The sequence below is a fragment of the Microbulbifer sp. ARAS458-1 genome, from assembly GCF_045348205.1.
Lineage (GTDB): Bacteria > Pseudomonadota > Gammaproteobacteria > Pseudomonadales > Cellvibrionaceae > Microbulbifer.
The window spans coordinates 2225796-2241342 of the sequence record NZ_CP155838.1; the positions used below are offsets into that span (position 1 = coordinate 2225796).

A 15547-nucleotide genomic window follows, 5' to 3' on the forward strand; every position below is an offset into this window, starting at 1 on the left:
CCTTTTCCTGCATTCCCATAAGCGGCACGGGCATGGGCTGAGAAAAGGGCATAGGAGTATGTAATTTGTCCTGGCAATGGTTTCATCGATTGGGCTCGCCCCGCTGGTTCTATCAAAAGTCCAGCGCCTGGCTGCCCTGGCTCGGAGCGGCAGCACTGTTGTTGCTTACTGTCGGTATTGTCTGGGGCCTGGGTTTTGCTCCGGAAGATGCCAAGCAGGGTAACAGTTACCGCATCATTTATATCCATGTGCCCGCGGCCTTTCTCGCCCTGGCGGGTTATTACATCATGGCCATTTCCGGTGCCATCGGCCTGATCTGGAAGATGAAACTGTCCTTTGTGGTAATGCGTGCTGCGGCTCCTATCGGCGCTGTGCTCACCTTTGTTGCCCTGTTTACCGGTGCCGTGTGGGGCAAGCCTACCTGGGGTACCTACTGGGTATGGGATGCCCGTATCACCTCCATGCTGATTCTGTTTTTTTTGTACCTGGGCGTAATGGCGCTGTCCGGTGCGTTCAGTCGCGAACAGTCCGGCGATAAGGCCAGCGCCCTGTTGGCCCTGGTGGGCACCGTCAATATCCCGATCATCTATAAGTCGGTGGACTGGTGGTTCACCCTGCATCAGCCCGCCACCCTCAAGTTGACCGAGGCGAGTACCATCGACCCGAGTATGTTCTACCCGCTGATCACCATGATTGCGGGTTTCTACCTGTTTTATGCTTGGGTACTGACCCTGCATACCCGCGCACTGATTTTGCAGCGGGAGTGGCGCACCCAATGGGTGCGGGAATTGATGGGCACTTCATCCGCAGCCAGAGGTTGAGCGGCCAGCGAGGATCTGAATGATGGAATTCCAATTTGACAGCCTGGCCGGCTTTTTGGCCATGAATGGCCACGGACCATACGTGTGGGCTGCTTACGGAGTGGCGCTCCTGGCTATGGCGGCGCTGGTGCTAGTGCCGACGCTGCGGCAAAAGGCGTTGCGGGCCGAGATCGCCCGCCGGGTGCGACAGGAAGAGGCGCGTCGTCGAGCCGCGCAAGGGGCGCGCGCAACACACACCGCGCCGGAACTGGCTGACTGATTATGTCCGCGTCGCCGACCGCTGGTGGCGGCAGGCAAAATGTACAACGAATTGCGAATGAGAACAGGATTACCATGCACCCAGCCCGTAAACAGCGACTGATACTGGTGGTTCTACTGGTGGCGCTCTCGAGTGTCGCGGTGGGGTTTGTCACCTACGCCATGCGTGAAAACATGGACTTTTTCTATGCGCCCAGTGCTTTTGCCGCAGGCGAAGTGCCTTTTGAAAAACGTATCCGCGCCGGCGGTTGCGTCGTGCCTGGTAGTATTGTGCGAGACGAGGCGTCTCTTGATGTGCGCTTTGCGATCACCGATGGCGAGGCAGAGCTGGAAGTCGTGTTTGATAAGATTTTGCCGGACCTGTTTGCCGAAGGGGAGGCTGCGGTCGTTACCGGTAAGCTTCAGCAGGGTGGATATGTCCGTGCTGACCAGGTACTTGCCAAACACGATGAATCCTATACACCGCCGGAAGTGGCGGAGACCATGGTAAACCAGGCGAGCTGCCAGGGAGATGCGAAGATATGAGTCCTGAACTGGGCCATTTTGCCCTGATTGTCGGCCTGCTGCTGTCTGTCGCTCTGTCACTGGTACCAATGCTGGGTACCTATACCGGGCGTGTTCTGTGGGTAAATACCGCACGCCCACTTTCGCTGGGAGTGCTCGCGTTTACCGCGTTGTCCTATGTGTGCCTCACTGTCGCCTTTGTGAACAGCGATTTTTCCGTGGCCTACGTGGCGCAGAACTCAAACAGTATTCTGCCCATGATGTACAAGGTAACGGCTGTGTGGGGTGGGCACGAGGGGTCTATCCTCTTGTGGCTGTTGATGTTGGCCGGCTGGACAGCGGCAGTTGCCGTCTTCAGCAAGCAACTGCCAGAAGTGCTTGTGGCGCGGGTGCTGTCCGTTATGGGCATGCTGTTGATCGGCTTTTTTCTGTTTATTCTGCTGACTTCAAACCCTTTCGATCGCCTCCTGCCGTTCCCGCCGAGTGATGGCAGCGACCTGAACCCTCTGCTGCAGGACCCGGGGATGATTATCCACCCACCACTGTTGTATATGGGGTACGTGGGCTTTGCGGTGGCATTTGCCTTCGCTATTGCCGCTCTGCTGGAGGGGCGGCTGGACAGCGCCTGGGCGCGTTGGGCGCGGCCGTGGACCGCTGTGGCCTGGGCGTTTCTGACCCTGGGGATCGCTCTGGGTAGCTGGTGGGCCTACTACGAACTCGGCTGGGGTGGTTGGTGGTTCTGGGATCCGGTGGAAAACGCATCGTTTATGCCATGGCTTGTCGGCACTGCGCTGCTGCATTCACTGGCGGTAACCGAAAAACGCGGCCTCTTTCGTAGCTGGACCATTTTGCTTTCCATTTTCGCGTTCAGCCTTAGCCTGTTGGGAACCTTTCTGGTGCGCTCCGGTGTGTTGACCTCAGTACATGCGTTCGCCACGGATCCGCTGCGGGGTGGGTTTATTCTCGCTTTTCTGGCGGTGGTCGTCGGAGCTTCCCTGTTGTTGTTCGCTTTGCGCGCCCCTACGGTGAGTGCGGGCAGTGTATTTTCTTTCCGCTCCCGCGAGACTTTCTTGTTGGGTAACAACATTCTATTGATTCTGATCATGGCGGTGGTGTTGACGGGCACCTTGTATCCACTACTGGCGGACGCCTTGAATTGGGGCAAGATCAGTGTGGGACCTCCGTTCTTCAATATGTTTTTTGTGCCCTTGATGTTGGTACTGTGCGTGCTTCTGGGTATGGGCATTCACGCCAACTGGAAAGACAGCAAGACCAGAAGATTACTGCAGTCCTGGAGTGTGCCGGCACTCGCGGCGGCGATAGGCGCGCCGCTACTGACGCTGTTGGCGGGTGATTTCCACTGGGGGGCGGCACTGGGGTTATTTGCCGGCCTCTGGGTGATCGCTGCGAGTGTCGCGGATATTCTGTCCAAATCGCGCAATGCGGATAGCCTGGTCGCAGGGCTTAAGCGCCAGCGTGCGAGCTATTACGGGATGCATCTCGGCCACATCGGCCTGGCGGTGTCTGTGCTGGGGGTGGCCTTGACCACTGTGTACAGTGTGGAAAAAGACTTGCGCATGTCGCCGGGGCAAAGCGCTGTGATGTCGGGTTACGAGTTTATCTTTGAGGGCGTGCGACAGGTTCGCGGACCAAATTATCGGGCATCGGAAGGTGTGGTGCTGGTGCGTGAGAATGGTCGTCAGGTCGCTGAGTTATTGCCGCAGAAACGCAGCTATTTCTCCGGTGGCAATATCATGACCGAGGCTGCCATCGACACCAGTCTGTTCCGGGATCTCTACGTCGCGTTGGGCGACCCCATGGACAAAGACAATCTCGGTGGCGACTGGGCAGTACGCCTGCAATACAAGGCATTTGTTGTCTGGATCTGGTTGGGGTCGGCACTGATGGCGCTGGGTGGAGCAATCGCTGTTGCCGATAAGCGTTACCGCAAGGTGCGCGCAGCGCGGGCCGGTGAGACCCGCACAGAAGCTGCGGGTGGTTCCCTAGCCGGGGCCTGATTGGTCTTCGAACAATAAACGATATATGGATTTGCGGATTACATGGCGAGACTCAAGCTCTTCCTTCCATTGATTGTTTTTGCGGCGCTGGCCGCACTTTTCTGGCGGGGTCTGTCACTGGACCCGCAAGAGATGCCTTCGGCTCTGGTGAATAAGCCGGTCCCGGAATTTGCGCTGCTGGATGTGGAGTCCAATCGCGAGCTGAAAAAAGCCGACTTGCCCCGCCGTCCATTATTGCTGAATGTCTGGGCGACCTGGTGTATCTCGTGCCGGGTGGAGCACCCCTATCTGAATGAGCTGGCAGAGCAGGGGGTGCCGATTGTCGGCATCAACCTGAAAGACGACAACGAAGCGGCGCAGAAATGGCTGGAAAAATTCCAGAACCCCTATGTTTTCTCCGTATCCGATGTTGAGGGTCGCCTGTCTCTGGATCTGGGTGTGTTTGGTGCACCGGAAACCTTTCTGGTAGACGCGGGTGGCACCATACGTTGCAAGCATGTCGGTGTGGTAGACGACAAGGTCTGGCAAACCAAATTGCAGCCCCTGTATCAGCGGTTACAGAATCAGGATTGGGACGAATTTTCTGGTGAGTTATCAGATTCCCTGCTCGCCCGTTGTCGCTGAGACAGAAGAAAAAAAGAGCCGCTTTATCTGCTGGTTGGGACCGGTGACCGATAAAGCGGCTTTTTCCCATGCGCTGGAAGCCATGCGGGGGCGCTATCCAGATGCTTCCCATCACTGCACTGCGCTGGTGATTGGCAACCCGGCGAACCCTGAGGTTATGCAAAGTGACGATGACGGCGAGCCCGGAGGCAGTGCCGGCAGACCCATGCTGGAACTGCTGTTGAAGCAGGAAGTGGGAAATGTCGGGGCTATCGTCACGCGCTACTTTGGCGGCACCAAGCTGGGTGTCGGTGGTTTGATGCGAGCGTACCGGGGTGCGGTGGGTGCGGCGTTGCAGTTGGCGGAACTCGAAATCCACGTGCCGCTGATTGATGTGCGGATTACATGTGACTTTGCCGGAGAGTCCCGTGTGCGCTTTCTGGTCGCACAGCACCGTGGCCTGTGCGGTGTCGTAGAGTACAGTGACCGTGTGCAGATTGCCGTACAGCTGCCGCGAGACCAGTGGTCCTCCTTGAAACAAACCCTTGTGCCAGAAGGCTTTTCGTTCTCTTTATCAGCGCCCTGAGCGCTTCTGTCTAGCGCGACCTGATCCTGTCCTGTGAGATGCCGCTTGCGGGGTTACTTGGCAATCTTTGTATTAAGTGGCGCCTTACCCTTCCAATTGTTTGACACCGTTGTCACTACCCCCTAGCTTGATCCCCGCTAGTTGACAGCGCTGTCGGCTAAAGGCCGGTGGTGGCTTCCTTTCTAAACCCCCGTTCACAAGAGGGGGGTTCTTTCCTCTAGCGTTTTCTTTCCTTGCGGTACAGATCCATTCAAGCGGGCGGAATCTTCTGCCAGACAATTACCGACTCTTCGATCAGGAGAAGAAGAAAACATGAAAACAACAACAATAAAAAGGATGTTGAAAACCGGCGCTGCATTGATCGGCCTTTGGGCTGTGACAAGTGCGGCGGCGTACGATTGTTCTAGTGCGCCGGAATTTATCGACGGTGGCAGTTATACCACCGGTGCCACTGTGCAAAGCGCGGGCGATGCGTACCGTTGCGATGTTGGCGGTTGGTGTAGCCAGGGAGGGGCGTACGCTCCGGGCAGTGGCTGGGCCTGGGAGCACGCCTGGACCGTGCTCGGTATCTGTGATGCCCCCGGTTCCAGCAGTTCGGGCTCAGGTAGCTCCAGCTCCAGTAGTAGTTCCAGCTCCAGCAGTAGCTCCGGCGGTGGGAGCAGTAGCTCCAGTTCTGGCTCAGGAGGATCTTCGGGCAATGGCGGTGGCTGCCCCGCCTATGTTTCCGGCAGCAGCTACACAGCCGGAGATGTTGTGACAAATGCGGGCGGTTTCTACGCCTGTTCCGTAGCCGGTTGGTGTTCTTCCGGTAATTCTGCTTACGAGCCGGGCATCGGCTGGGCCTGGGAAAATGCCTGGACCGGTAGCAGCGAAGCGGCCTGTTCCGGTGGTGGCAGTAGCAGTGGTGGCGGTGGTGGCAGCGTGCCGGATGAATTTTTTTGTGCGGTCGAGTGGCAAACCGGCACTCTGTACACGCAAGGTACGGTGGTAGCCTATCAGGGAGTTGCCTATCGCGCGTTGGTGGATACCCACTCCATCGCACCGGACAACACTGCATATCCGGGGCAGTGGGAGGCGGCCGGCTACCCCGACGATGCCCTCTGTCCAGTACCCATTCCCAATAACATTGATTACGGAGAGCCGCAGCCTGTTGATGGAAACCTGAGTGCAGGGGTGGTCAACCCCACCGGTGCAATTGCGCCCGCACGGATTGCCGATACCCAGTCGCCGATTACCGGTTATCAGGGGGGTGCCAATCCGGCGTCAGATAATGGTGGTGATCACGGCGGACTGGATGTGGACAACGGAGCCCGCGGTACCAAGCTGGTACCCGGAAACCTTCCATTGCAGCACAACACCTATAGCCTGAGCTCGGGAACGGAAATCGTTACGTATATTGGCGACTGGGCAATTTACGGCCGCCAGTACAATTTCACGCAGTTGCCGGCGGCCAACTTGCACCGCATTGTCTATGGCTTTGCCGGAGTCTGTTACCCCGATGCAAAGAATGAACAGGACGGGGGTTTTCCCACATCCGCTCCGGCCGCGGTGATGCGAACCTGTAGTCAGAGTGCGCTTCCCGATGGTGCCATGGCGGTGGCGGATTTTGAAGCTGCCTTCGTACGTGACGTGGGTGTCGCGCCGAAAGGCGTGGTGGGTACTGAGAGTATGTACGCACTCGATAAAGATAATGTCGGGGGTGTGTTCGGTGTTCTGTACCAGCTCCGTGAACAAAATCCGCAATTAAAGCTCGACCTTTCCATTGGGGGCTGGACCTTGTCGGAAGGGTTCCCGTGGATGGCGCATGATCCGGAAAGGCGCAAAGTTTTCGTTGATTCCGTTGTGCATTTTCTCGAACGCTATGACTTTGATGGTGTGGACATCGACTGGGAGTATCCCGGAAGTGATGGTGCTGTGGTTGGAATGGCGCGGGAAGACGATGGCGAAAACTACGCCACACTGATTCGCGAACTGCGAGCAGGGATGGATTGGCTGAGTGAAAAAACCGGTAAGCCATACCGGTTATCCTCCGCGATTCCTGCGGGGCTGGGTCGTCTTGAAAAAATCGACTGGTCTCAGGTTCATCCCTATATGGATCGCCTGTACGCGATGACCTACGACCTCACCGGTGCCTGGGAGCGGGAGCTCTCGCATCACACACCTCTCTATATTAATCCGATGGCGACGGGATCTTCGGCGGGGACGTCCGCTAACTGGACGCTTGCCTATCTTCAGAGTCTTGGTGTACCGGCAAATAAATTGATGATCGGCGGCGCCAACTATCATCGGTCGAAAGCGACCAACCCTGGCGACATTTCCGAGTTTACTTACGGGGTTACCGGAAACACGGGCTACGGTGATGCCAGCTGGAGTGGGGCGGATTTGATTCTCGGTATTGCCGGGCTCGGCTCTTGGGAGGCTGGTGTCATAGAGGGTTACGACCTTTACCAGAATTACCTCGACAGCAACATGCAGCCACGTAACGGGTTCTGGCTGTACACCGACAAGGAGTCCAATGCAGATTACCTGTACAACGACGGAATCGGAGCATTTATCTCGGTAGAAACTCCGCGAACGGTGGCCTTGAAGGCGCAGTACGCCAAAGACAATGGGCTGGCCGGAATCTTTTTCTGGATGGCGGAGCAGGACAATGGTTACAACCTCAATACGGTGAACCATGTTTTAGGGAATAGCCTGACGGTCGATCAGTCCGACGGTGATCCCGCAGACCAGATCCCTGTCTGTGGGCGCAATATTACTGTTGCGGAATGTGAGTCACTGATTGTCCCCCTGCGCTAGAGGCGCGTCGTGAATGGTGGTCCCCCGTGTTACTGGTTGCGGCATGGGCGGGCCACAAATTACTCAATAAAAATAAAGGTGAACTTATGAAAACGAAATTGGTTTCGACCGCAACACGCTGGCTGTTGTGTATCATCGGATTGGTTGGCACTGGCTCCACTTATGCCGTGGATTGTTCTGGTCTTGCAGTCTGGAATAGCAGTGATGCATACAGCGGCGGAGCACAGGTGCAGCATATCGAGACGGCGTATCAGGCCAATTGGTGGAGCCAGGGCGCAGATCCCGCACAGAACTCGGGCCAGTGGCAGGAGTGGTCGATCATCGGCCAGTGTGACGGCGGGAACTCCTCGAGTTCTTCGTCGAGCTCGTCATCATCGAGTTCATCTTCATCCAGCTCCTCCTCGTCCAGCTCATCATCCAGTTCGTCTTCGGGTTCTTCCTCTGGCGGTGGTAGCTGTAGCTCTGTGCAGTATGTTGCGGGAACCAGCTATGCGGTAGGTCAGCGGGTGCAGAACCTGGGTGATGAATACATATGCGATATTGCCGGTTGGTGTTCATCTGAATCTGCCTGGGCGTATGCGCCAGGGGAGGGGACCTATTGGGATCACGCATGGACCTATGTCGCCAGTTGTGGCACATCTTCCAGTTCGTCCTCCAGCTCCTCGTCCGGCGGATCGACTTCCAGCTCGTCCAGCAGTTCGTCGGGTGGTTCCAGTGGTGGCAATAGTGCCCGGCTGATTTCCGGTTACTGGCACAATTTCGACAATGGTTCTGGGGTGATTCCCATTGCCGAAGTCTCCGATGCATTTGATGCGATCAATGTTTCCTTTGCGGAGCCCACGGGGGCGGCGCCGGGTGAAATTGGATTTGTATTGGACCCGCTGTTTGATGAGCAGGATTTTATTACCGGTATTCAGGCCAAGCAGGCAGCCGGTAAAAAAATTATTATCAGTATCGGTGGGGCCAATGGCCAGGTTCGTCTTGAAAGCGCTGCCGCCCGCGATAATTTTATCGCATCGATGATCGAGATTATCGATCGCTACGGATTTGATGGATTGGATGTGGACTTCGAGGGGCACTCGCTGGAGTTGAATGCGGGGGATGTGGATTTCCGCAATCCGACAACGCCGGTGATCGTTTATCTGATTGAGGCGCTGCAGGCTCTGACGTCCCATTATGGTGACGACTTCATGCTTACTATGGCACCTGAGACGTTCTTCGTGCAGTTGGGTTACAGCTTTTACGGTGGTTCCTGCTCCGGCTGTGATCGCCGTGCTGGCGCTTACCTTCCAGTCATTCATGCAATGCGCGACCAGCTGAACTGGTTGCAAGTGCAGCATTACAACTCCGGTTCCATTATCGGGCTGGACGATCAGTATCACAGCATGGGCGTTGCGGATTTTCATATCGCCATGGCTGACATGGTATTAACGGGCTTTAATGTCGGTGGTAATCCCGATTATTTCTTCCCTCCGCTGCGTCAGGATCAGGTGTTAATCGGCTTGCCGGCAAATGTAAATGCCGGTGGCGGGTTTACTTCCGTCAGTGAAGTGCATGCCGCACTGAATTGCCTGGTGAAGCTCGAGGGGTGTACTACTTACACGCCACATACTAGTACAGGGTGGACCGGGCTCGGTGGTTTGATGACCTGGTCAATTAACTGGGACAAGTTTAATAACTTCGAGTTTTCTACCGAGCATCGGGAATTTTTGGATGCGCTGTAAATTCGGTTCGTGGAAACGAAAGGGAAAATTGAAATAGAGAGATGTGTAGGTAGCGTGCGGTGCGGCCGGGACTGATTCGCGGCTGCGCCGCTCACCCTTCGGGCGCCTTCGGCGTCTTAAATTGCTGCACAATTTGATCGAACGAGGGTTCTCGCACGCCGATCAACCACATACAAAAAAGGCCCTCACTTTCGTGAGAGCCTTTTCTGTATGTGGCGGACCGGACGGGACTCGAACCCGCGACCTCCGGCGTGACAGGCCGGCATTCTAACCAACTGAACTACCGGTCCGCATTCCTGACATTCCTTTGCGCGATCTGCCGTGCAGATGTAAAGGAAAGTGGTGGGTGGTACAGGGGTCGAACCTGTGACCTACGCCTTGTAAGGGCGCCGCTCTACCAACTGAGCTAACCACCCCGCGTCAGGAGCTGCGTATAGTAATGATATTTTTTGGGGCGTCAACGGTTTTTGAAAATTTTTTTTCAATTCAATGGGTTAACGGAACGCTAGCGGGATTCTGTTTTGTGCGCACGGTATCGGCACGGTTTCTTTCCGGGCGTGTTCGTAGGCGCTGGCGCTGATATAATCGGCAGAATTTCCGCCGGAGAATGCCAGTGCAGAAAAAAATCTTCGCAGCTCCACTTGCTGCCATCCTGACCCTGCTAACCGCCATGGTCGCACCTTTGTCTACCAGCTTTGCGTCGGTAGAAGTGGAGCCCCTGTCCACGCCCGAACTGCAGGCGCGCTACCAGGTTTTAATCGAAGAGATGCGCTGCCCCAAGTGTCAGAACCAGAATCTGGCCGGGTCGGACTCCATGGTGGCGACAGATCTGCGGCGCGAGGTTCGCCGGCTGTTGGAAGAGGGGTTCAGCGACAAAGAGATCAATGAGTATATGGTGGCCCGCTATGGCGACTTCGTTCTGTATCGCCCCCCGCTGCAGCGCAACACGATGTTGCTGTGGGTGGCGCCGGGTGTATTTGCCGCACTCGGAATGTTGTCCCTGATTGTGATTGTGGCGCGCTCTCGTAGCGGGCGCGGTGGCGATCAAGGGGATGGCGACGGGACCCTGAGCGCGGAGGAAGCCCAGCGGCTGGCACAGTTGCTCGACAGCAGAGAACAACCCGGTGAACCCAACCCGGTAACCCGGCAGAAAAGCGGTAGTAAAAACGATGATTGATCTTTGGATAGTGCTGGCGCTGCTGCTTTTCCCCCTCGCGGCAGTGATTGCCTGGCCACTGTTGCGCAAGCAGCCAAGACCGGTAGCCCAGAGTCTGGATTCGCAAGCAGTGCTCTACCGGGAACATCTGGCGGAGATCGAAAGTGCGCACGACAGTGGGTCTATCGATACTTCGCAATATGAATCCCTGAAAGCGGAGCTTGGCCGCAAGTTGCTGGCTGAGGAGTCGGGCGCGGCCTATCGTCTGTCGCAGCACCAGTCTGGTGGTCGCGGCCTGCTGTTGGGGCTGGCGCTTGTAGTGCCCGTTGCAGCCGTCGGCCTGTATGTCTACTGGGGGGCACACGACGACCTTTCTCTGTACCGGGATATGGCCGCCAGTCAGTCCGGTGATACGGATATGGTAGCGGAAGCGCGGATTACTCAGCAGTTGCGTGAGCGTGCGCTCAGCCATCCTGAGGACCTCAACAGCCGGTACGTTTTGGCGCAGCGGTTGCTGGTAAGTAATGATGTCCAGGGCGCGGTGTCACAGTACCGTTATATCGTGGCCCACGAACCCCAAGCGGCCAACATCCGTGCTGAGCTTGCTCAGGCGCTGTTTTTTGCCAACGGGTCACAGATGAGTGCGGAGGTGATTCGCGAAGTGGATCAGGTTCTGTCCACCCAGCCGAACAATACAACCGCGCTCGGTCTGGCAGGGATTGCGGCCTTCGAGCAAAAGAACTATGCCGCAGCGAAAACCCATTGGCAGCAGGCGTTGGCGCAGATGGCCCCGGGGTCTGGCGCGGCTCAGGCTCTGGCCGCTGGTGTGCAGCGAGCAGAAGCAGCAATGGCACAGGCTGGCAGCAGTGGGTCTGGCAGTACGGTAGAGAAGCCGTCGGCCATCAGTGACTCGGGGGCCTCTGCCGAAAACGCCATTGCGGTGTCAGTGTCATTGTCAGAATCTGTAACGTACACCCCGGACACGCCGGTGTTTATTTATGCGCGTACTGCGGAAAGTCCGATGCCGCTGGCGATTGTTCGCCTCACTGCGGCGGATCTGCCCGCACGGGTGGTGCTGGATGAGTCCCGTGCGATGATGCCCGGGCGCAGTCTGAAAACGGTAGACCAGGTGCAGGTTGTTGCCCGCCTAGCCGTCGGCGGCAATGCCCGCCCGGCGCCCGGAGACTGGCAGGGCGAGATCAAGAAATTGCCTCGGGCCGACTGGTCCAAGCCGGTGAGCATTCTGATCGACGAGCAGATCTGACGGTAAAGTGCCCGATGAGTCGGTCTGATTTACCGGGTCAATTCATTCAGGCACCCCGCGAAACATATTGTCCGGCTTCGCTGTAAGGCGTGGCCGTGGTAGCCGTGTTGCTGTGAAAATAGCGCTGAAACCCGGCCCGCAGCCATGTACAATCGGCGGTTTGCAAAGACAAAACGGCGATTTGCGGGTACTGGCCAGTCAGACCCCCTTCGCAAATCCCCCAGAAAGTACAACGAAGAGCGTTCGGCGGCGGAATAGTGACCGCACGGGCGCCGGGCATTACCGAGTTTTAAGACCATGCGTTTGAAGTGCATCAAGCTGGCCGGATTCAAGTCGTTCGTTGACCCGACCACCGTTTACTTCCCCTCCAATCTCAGCGCCGTGGTCGGCCCCAACGGCTGTGGCAAGTCCAACACCATCGACGCCGTGCGCTGGGTAATGGGTGAGTCCTCCGCGAAAAACCTGCGCGGCGATTCCATGACCGACGTTATCTTTAACGGTTCCAGTGGTCGTAAGCCCGTGGGGCAGGCTTCCATCGAGCTGGTTTTCGATAATTCCGCGGGCAAGCTTACCGGTGAATACGCCGCCTTCAGCGAGATTTCCATCAAGCGCAAGGTGACCCGCGACGGGCAGAACATTTATTACCTTAACGGCGAGAAGTGCCGCCGCCGCGACGTGACGGACCTGTTTCTGGGCACCGGTCTTGGCCCGCGCAGCTACGCGATCATCGAGCAGGGCATGATCTCGAAATTGATTGAGGCCAAGCCCGAAGAGCTGCGGGTGTTTATCGAGGAGGCCGCCGGTATCTCCAAATACAAGGAGCGCCGCCGGGATACTGAAAACCGCATGCGCCGCACCAAGGAAAACCTGGAGCGCCTCACCGATATCCGTGACGAGCTGGACCGTCAGCTGTCGCGCCTGGAGCGCCAGTCCGCGGCTGCCGAGAAATACAGCCGCTTCAAAGAGGAGGAGCGTACTCACAAGGCGCACCTGCAGGCCCTCAAGTACAAGGACCTGGACGATCAGGCCCATGCCAAACAACAGCAGATCGGCGAGCTGGAGCTCACCGTGGAAGAGCTGGTGACCCGTCAGGTGGGCTTTGATACGGGTATTGAAGAGCAGCGCGTGGCTTATCACGATCTGTCCGATGCGTTCAACGAAGTTCAGGGGCGTTTCTATGCGGTCGGTGCGGATATTGCGCGCCTGGAGCAGAGTATTTCCCACGCCCGTGAGCGCAATACGCAGTTGCAGGCGGACTTCGCCCGCACCGAGCAGGAATACAACGAGTCCCAGTCACTGTTGGCGGCAGACCAGGAGAAGGCGGTTGAGTTTGACGCCGAACTGGAAATCATCATTCCCGATCTGGAAATGGTACAGGCGGCGGAAGAAGAGTCTGCCCAGGCCCTGCTGACCGCCGAAGATCAGATGCGTGACTGGCAGAATGAATGGGATCAATTCAACCAGGGAGCCTCCGGGTCCCGCCAGCGGGCGGAAGTACAGCAGTCCCGAATCCAGCACCTGGAAACCTCCAGCCAGCGCCTGCAGGACCGCATTACCAAGCTGCAGACCGAGCGCGAATCCCTGTCCGGATCCGGTGACGATGCGGAACTGGAGCAGCAAAACGAAGAGCTGGCGGAGTTGGAGCTACAGCTGGCAGAACTGCGCGAATCCATTGCCGAACAGGTAGAACAGCTCTCGGATCTGCGCCGCCGGGAAACCGAGCTGGGTGCGGAGCTGGATCAGGAGCGTCTGCAATTACAGACCAGCCGCGGCCGCCAGGCCTCCCTGGAGGCACTGCAGCAGGCGGCCATGGGGCAGGGCAAGAGTGTCGCCAGCTGGCTCGAACAGAACAACCTTCAGGACCGTCCGCGTCTGGCCGAGCAGATCAGCGCCCGCGGGGGTTGGGAAACCGCCGTGGAAACTGTCCTCGGCGCCCAGCTGCAGGCGGTATGTGTCGATCAGATAGAAGCCTTGCAGAGCAGTCTCACCAGTTTTGACGGTGGTCAGGCTGTGTTTGTCGATGGTCGTCACGCGCCCACAGCTTCTGCCGGCAATCTGCCGAAACTGGCGGATGTGGTCGAAGGCCCGGCGTCCCTGAGTGGCCTGGTGGATGGTATCTACACCGCCGAAGATCTGAATGCTGCGCTGTCCCAGCGCGATCAGCTGAAAGCCAACGAATCTATTGTTACTCGCGACGGTCTGTGGGTAGGCCCCAACTGGCTGAAAGTCAGCCGTGGTGGCGACGCTGAGTCCGGCGTGCTTGCGCGCAAGCAGGAGCTGGAAAATCTCGATGCGGAGCTGGAGGCCTGCGAAGCGCGTATTGAAGATCTGGCTGAACAACGCGAACAGCTGCGCAGCCGCGCCGGGGAGCTGGAATCCGGTATTGAGCAGGCTCGCAACAATGCAGAGCAGCTGAACCGTCGCGCAGGTGATCTGCGCAGCCAGCTGTCTGCCCAGCGCGCACGCCAGGAGCAGATGGACGAGCGCCGCCGTCGTATCGAGGCGGAAATCGCTGAAGTCAAAGAGCAGCAGGAACTGGAAGCCGAGTCCATTTCCGAGGCGCGCATCGTGCTGCAGGAGGCTCTGGAGGCGATGAGCGACGATACTGATCGCCGCGAAACTCTGTTGGCGCGCCGCGAAGAACTGCGCGAAGCGCTGGACGCCGCTCGCCAGCGGGCTCGCGAAGACAAAGATCGCGCTCACGAACTGGCTATGCGCGAGCAGTCCGTGCGCACGCAGAAGGTATCCCTTGAGCGCACCCTACAAGTGCTGCGCGAGCAGGTGGAGCGCCTGCAGGAGCGCCGCGAGCAACTATTGCGTCAGATGGAAGATGCACAGGATCCGTCCCAGGATTTCCAGGCGGAACTGGAAGAAAAGCTCGCTCAGCGCATCGATGTGGAAACCGAGCTGTCCGAAGCGCGCAAGAAAATGGAAGAGGTGGAGTCTACCCTCCGCAACCACGAGCAGGAGCGCCACAAGGTAGAGTCCGCCCTGCAGGGCGTGCGCGCTCAGCTGGAGCAGCAACGTCTGGCTGCACAGACCCTGGAAACCCAGCGCAACGGCCTGGTAGAGCAGCTGGCGGAGGCTGGTCATGAGTTGAAAGGCCTGCTGGAGGAACTCCCGGAAGAGTTGACCATCGAAGCTGTACAGCAGGATATCGAATTGGTGGCCGCACGTATCTCCCGTCTTGGTCCGATTAACCTAGCGGCCATCGACGAGTACAAGCAGGAGTCAGAGCGCAAAAATTACCTGGATACCCAGTACGGTGATCTCACCGACGCTCTGGAAACCCTGGAGAACGCCATTCGCCGTATCGATAAGGAAACCCGCACCCGCTTCAAGGAGACCTTCGATCAGGTCAATAGCGGTCTGCAGGAACTGTTCCCGAAGGTATTCGGTGGTGGTCATGCGTATCTGGAACTGACCGGCGAAGATCTGCTGGATACCGGTATCGCGATCATGGCGCGGCCGCCAGGCAAGCGAAACAGTACAATCCACCTGCTGTCCGGTGGTGAGAAAGCGCTGACGGCAATCGCCCTGGTATTTTCCATCTTCCGCCTCAACCCGGCGCCCTTCTGTATGTTGGACGAAGTGGACGCACCGCTGGATGATGCCAACGTGGGTCGTTACGCACGGATGGTAAAAGAAATGTCAGAGCACGTTCAGTTCATCTACATTACCCATAATAAGATTGCCATGGAGATGGCCGATCAGCTGCTGGGGGTTACCATGCACGAACCGGGTGTTTCCCGTCTGGTATCGGTGGACGTGGAAGAAGCCGCGGAGTTGGCATCGGCGTGATGGCTACAGGGAG

The 15547-nt window shown here is 57.6% G+C and carries 11 protein-coding genes and 2 tRNA genes; 11 read left to right on the top strand and 2 right to left on the bottom strand.

What is annotated here, in order from left to right:
- Window positions 1-65 precede the first annotated feature (65 nt).
- The 8 genes from AAFH99_RS09115 to AAFH99_RS09150 all read left to right on the top strand — a co-directional run bounded on the left by AAFH99_RS09115 (window position 66) and on the right by AAFH99_RS09150 (window position 9313).
- Window positions 66-821, top strand: coding sequence for a heme ABC transporter permease (locus AAFH99_RS09115; RefSeq protein WP_043316832.1), 756 nt, complete (start codon window positions 66-68; stop codon window positions 819-821).
- Window positions 822-840: 19 nt separating this feature from the next.
- Window positions 841-1080: a heme exporter protein CcmD gene (gene ccmD / locus AAFH99_RS09120; RefSeq protein ID WP_231491541.1), complete on the top strand. Its 240-nt coding sequence runs from the start codon at window positions 841-843 to the stop codon at window positions 1078-1080.
- 74 nt (window positions 1081-1154) lie between these two features.
- Entirely contained in the window at window positions 1155-1604 is a 450-nt protein-coding gene (locus tag AAFH99_RS09125; protein ID WP_043318170.1) for a cytochrome c maturation protein CcmE, read from the top strand.
- Window positions 1601-3601, top strand: coding sequence for a heme lyase CcmF/NrfE family subunit (locus AAFH99_RS09130; RefSeq protein ID WP_406827556.1), 2001 nt, complete (start codon window positions 1601-1603; stop codon window positions 3599-3601). Before AAFH99_RS09125 ends, AAFH99_RS09130 begins: the two co-directional genes overlap by 4 nt.
- Window positions 3602-3643: 42 nt before the next feature.
- Window positions 3644-4225 carry a DsbE family thiol:disulfide interchange protein gene (locus AAFH99_RS09135; protein WP_043316829.1) on the top strand — a complete coding sequence of 194 codons (582 nt, stop codon included), beginning with the start codon at window positions 3644-3646 and terminating at the stop codon, window positions 4223-4225.
- Window positions 4188-4790, top strand: a complete 603-nt coding sequence (locus tag AAFH99_RS09140) for a YigZ family protein (RefSeq protein WP_043316827.1) — start codon at window positions 4188-4190, stop codon at window positions 4788-4790. Before AAFH99_RS09135 ends, AAFH99_RS09140 begins: the two co-directional genes overlap by 38 nt.
- A 312-nt stretch (window positions 4791-5102) precedes the next feature.
- A complete protein-coding gene (locus tag AAFH99_RS09145) occupies window positions 5103-7589 on the top strand; it encodes a glycosyl hydrolase family 18 protein (RefSeq protein ID WP_406827557.1) in 2487 nt (828 codons plus the stop codon).
- A gap of 86 nt (window positions 7590-7675) precedes the next feature.
- Window positions 7676-9313, top strand: coding sequence for a chitinase (locus tag AAFH99_RS09150; protein WP_156035133.1), 1638 nt, complete (start codon window positions 7676-7678; stop codon window positions 9311-9313).
- Between the two features lie 213 nt (window positions 9314-9526).
- Here AAFH99_RS09150 and AAFH99_RS09155 read toward each other — a convergent pair.
- Both AAFH99_RS09155 and AAFH99_RS09160 read right to left on the bottom strand, forming a co-directional pair.
- A tRNA-Asp gene (locus tag AAFH99_RS09155) sits at window positions 9527-9603 on the bottom strand.
- 50 nt (window positions 9604-9653) lie between these two features.
- Window positions 9654-9729 (bottom strand) — tRNA-Val (locus AAFH99_RS09160).
- Window positions 9730-9926: 197 nt separating this feature from the next.
- On the opposite strand from AAFH99_RS09160, the gene AAFH99_RS09165 reads away from it, so the two are divergent.
- From AAFH99_RS09165 to smc, 3 genes are all read left to right on the top strand, one after another.
- On the top strand, window positions 9927-10490 hold the full coding sequence (locus AAFH99_RS09165) for a cytochrome c-type biogenesis protein (protein ID WP_051687067.1): 564 nt from the start codon (window positions 9927-9929) through the stop codon (window positions 10488-10490).
- Entirely contained in the window at window positions 10483-11733 is a 1251-nt protein-coding gene (gene ccmI / locus AAFH99_RS09170; RefSeq protein WP_043316826.1) for a c-type cytochrome biogenesis protein CcmI, read from the top strand. The genes AAFH99_RS09165 and ccmI overlap by 8 nt, the downstream gene beginning before the upstream one ends.
- Window positions 11734-12030: 297 nt before the next feature.
- Window positions 12031-15534, top strand: a complete 3504-nt coding sequence (smc, locus tag AAFH99_RS09175) for a chromosome segregation protein SMC (protein WP_406827558.1) — start codon at window positions 12031-12033, stop codon at window positions 15532-15534.
- Window positions 15535-15547: the final 13 nt, after the last annotated feature.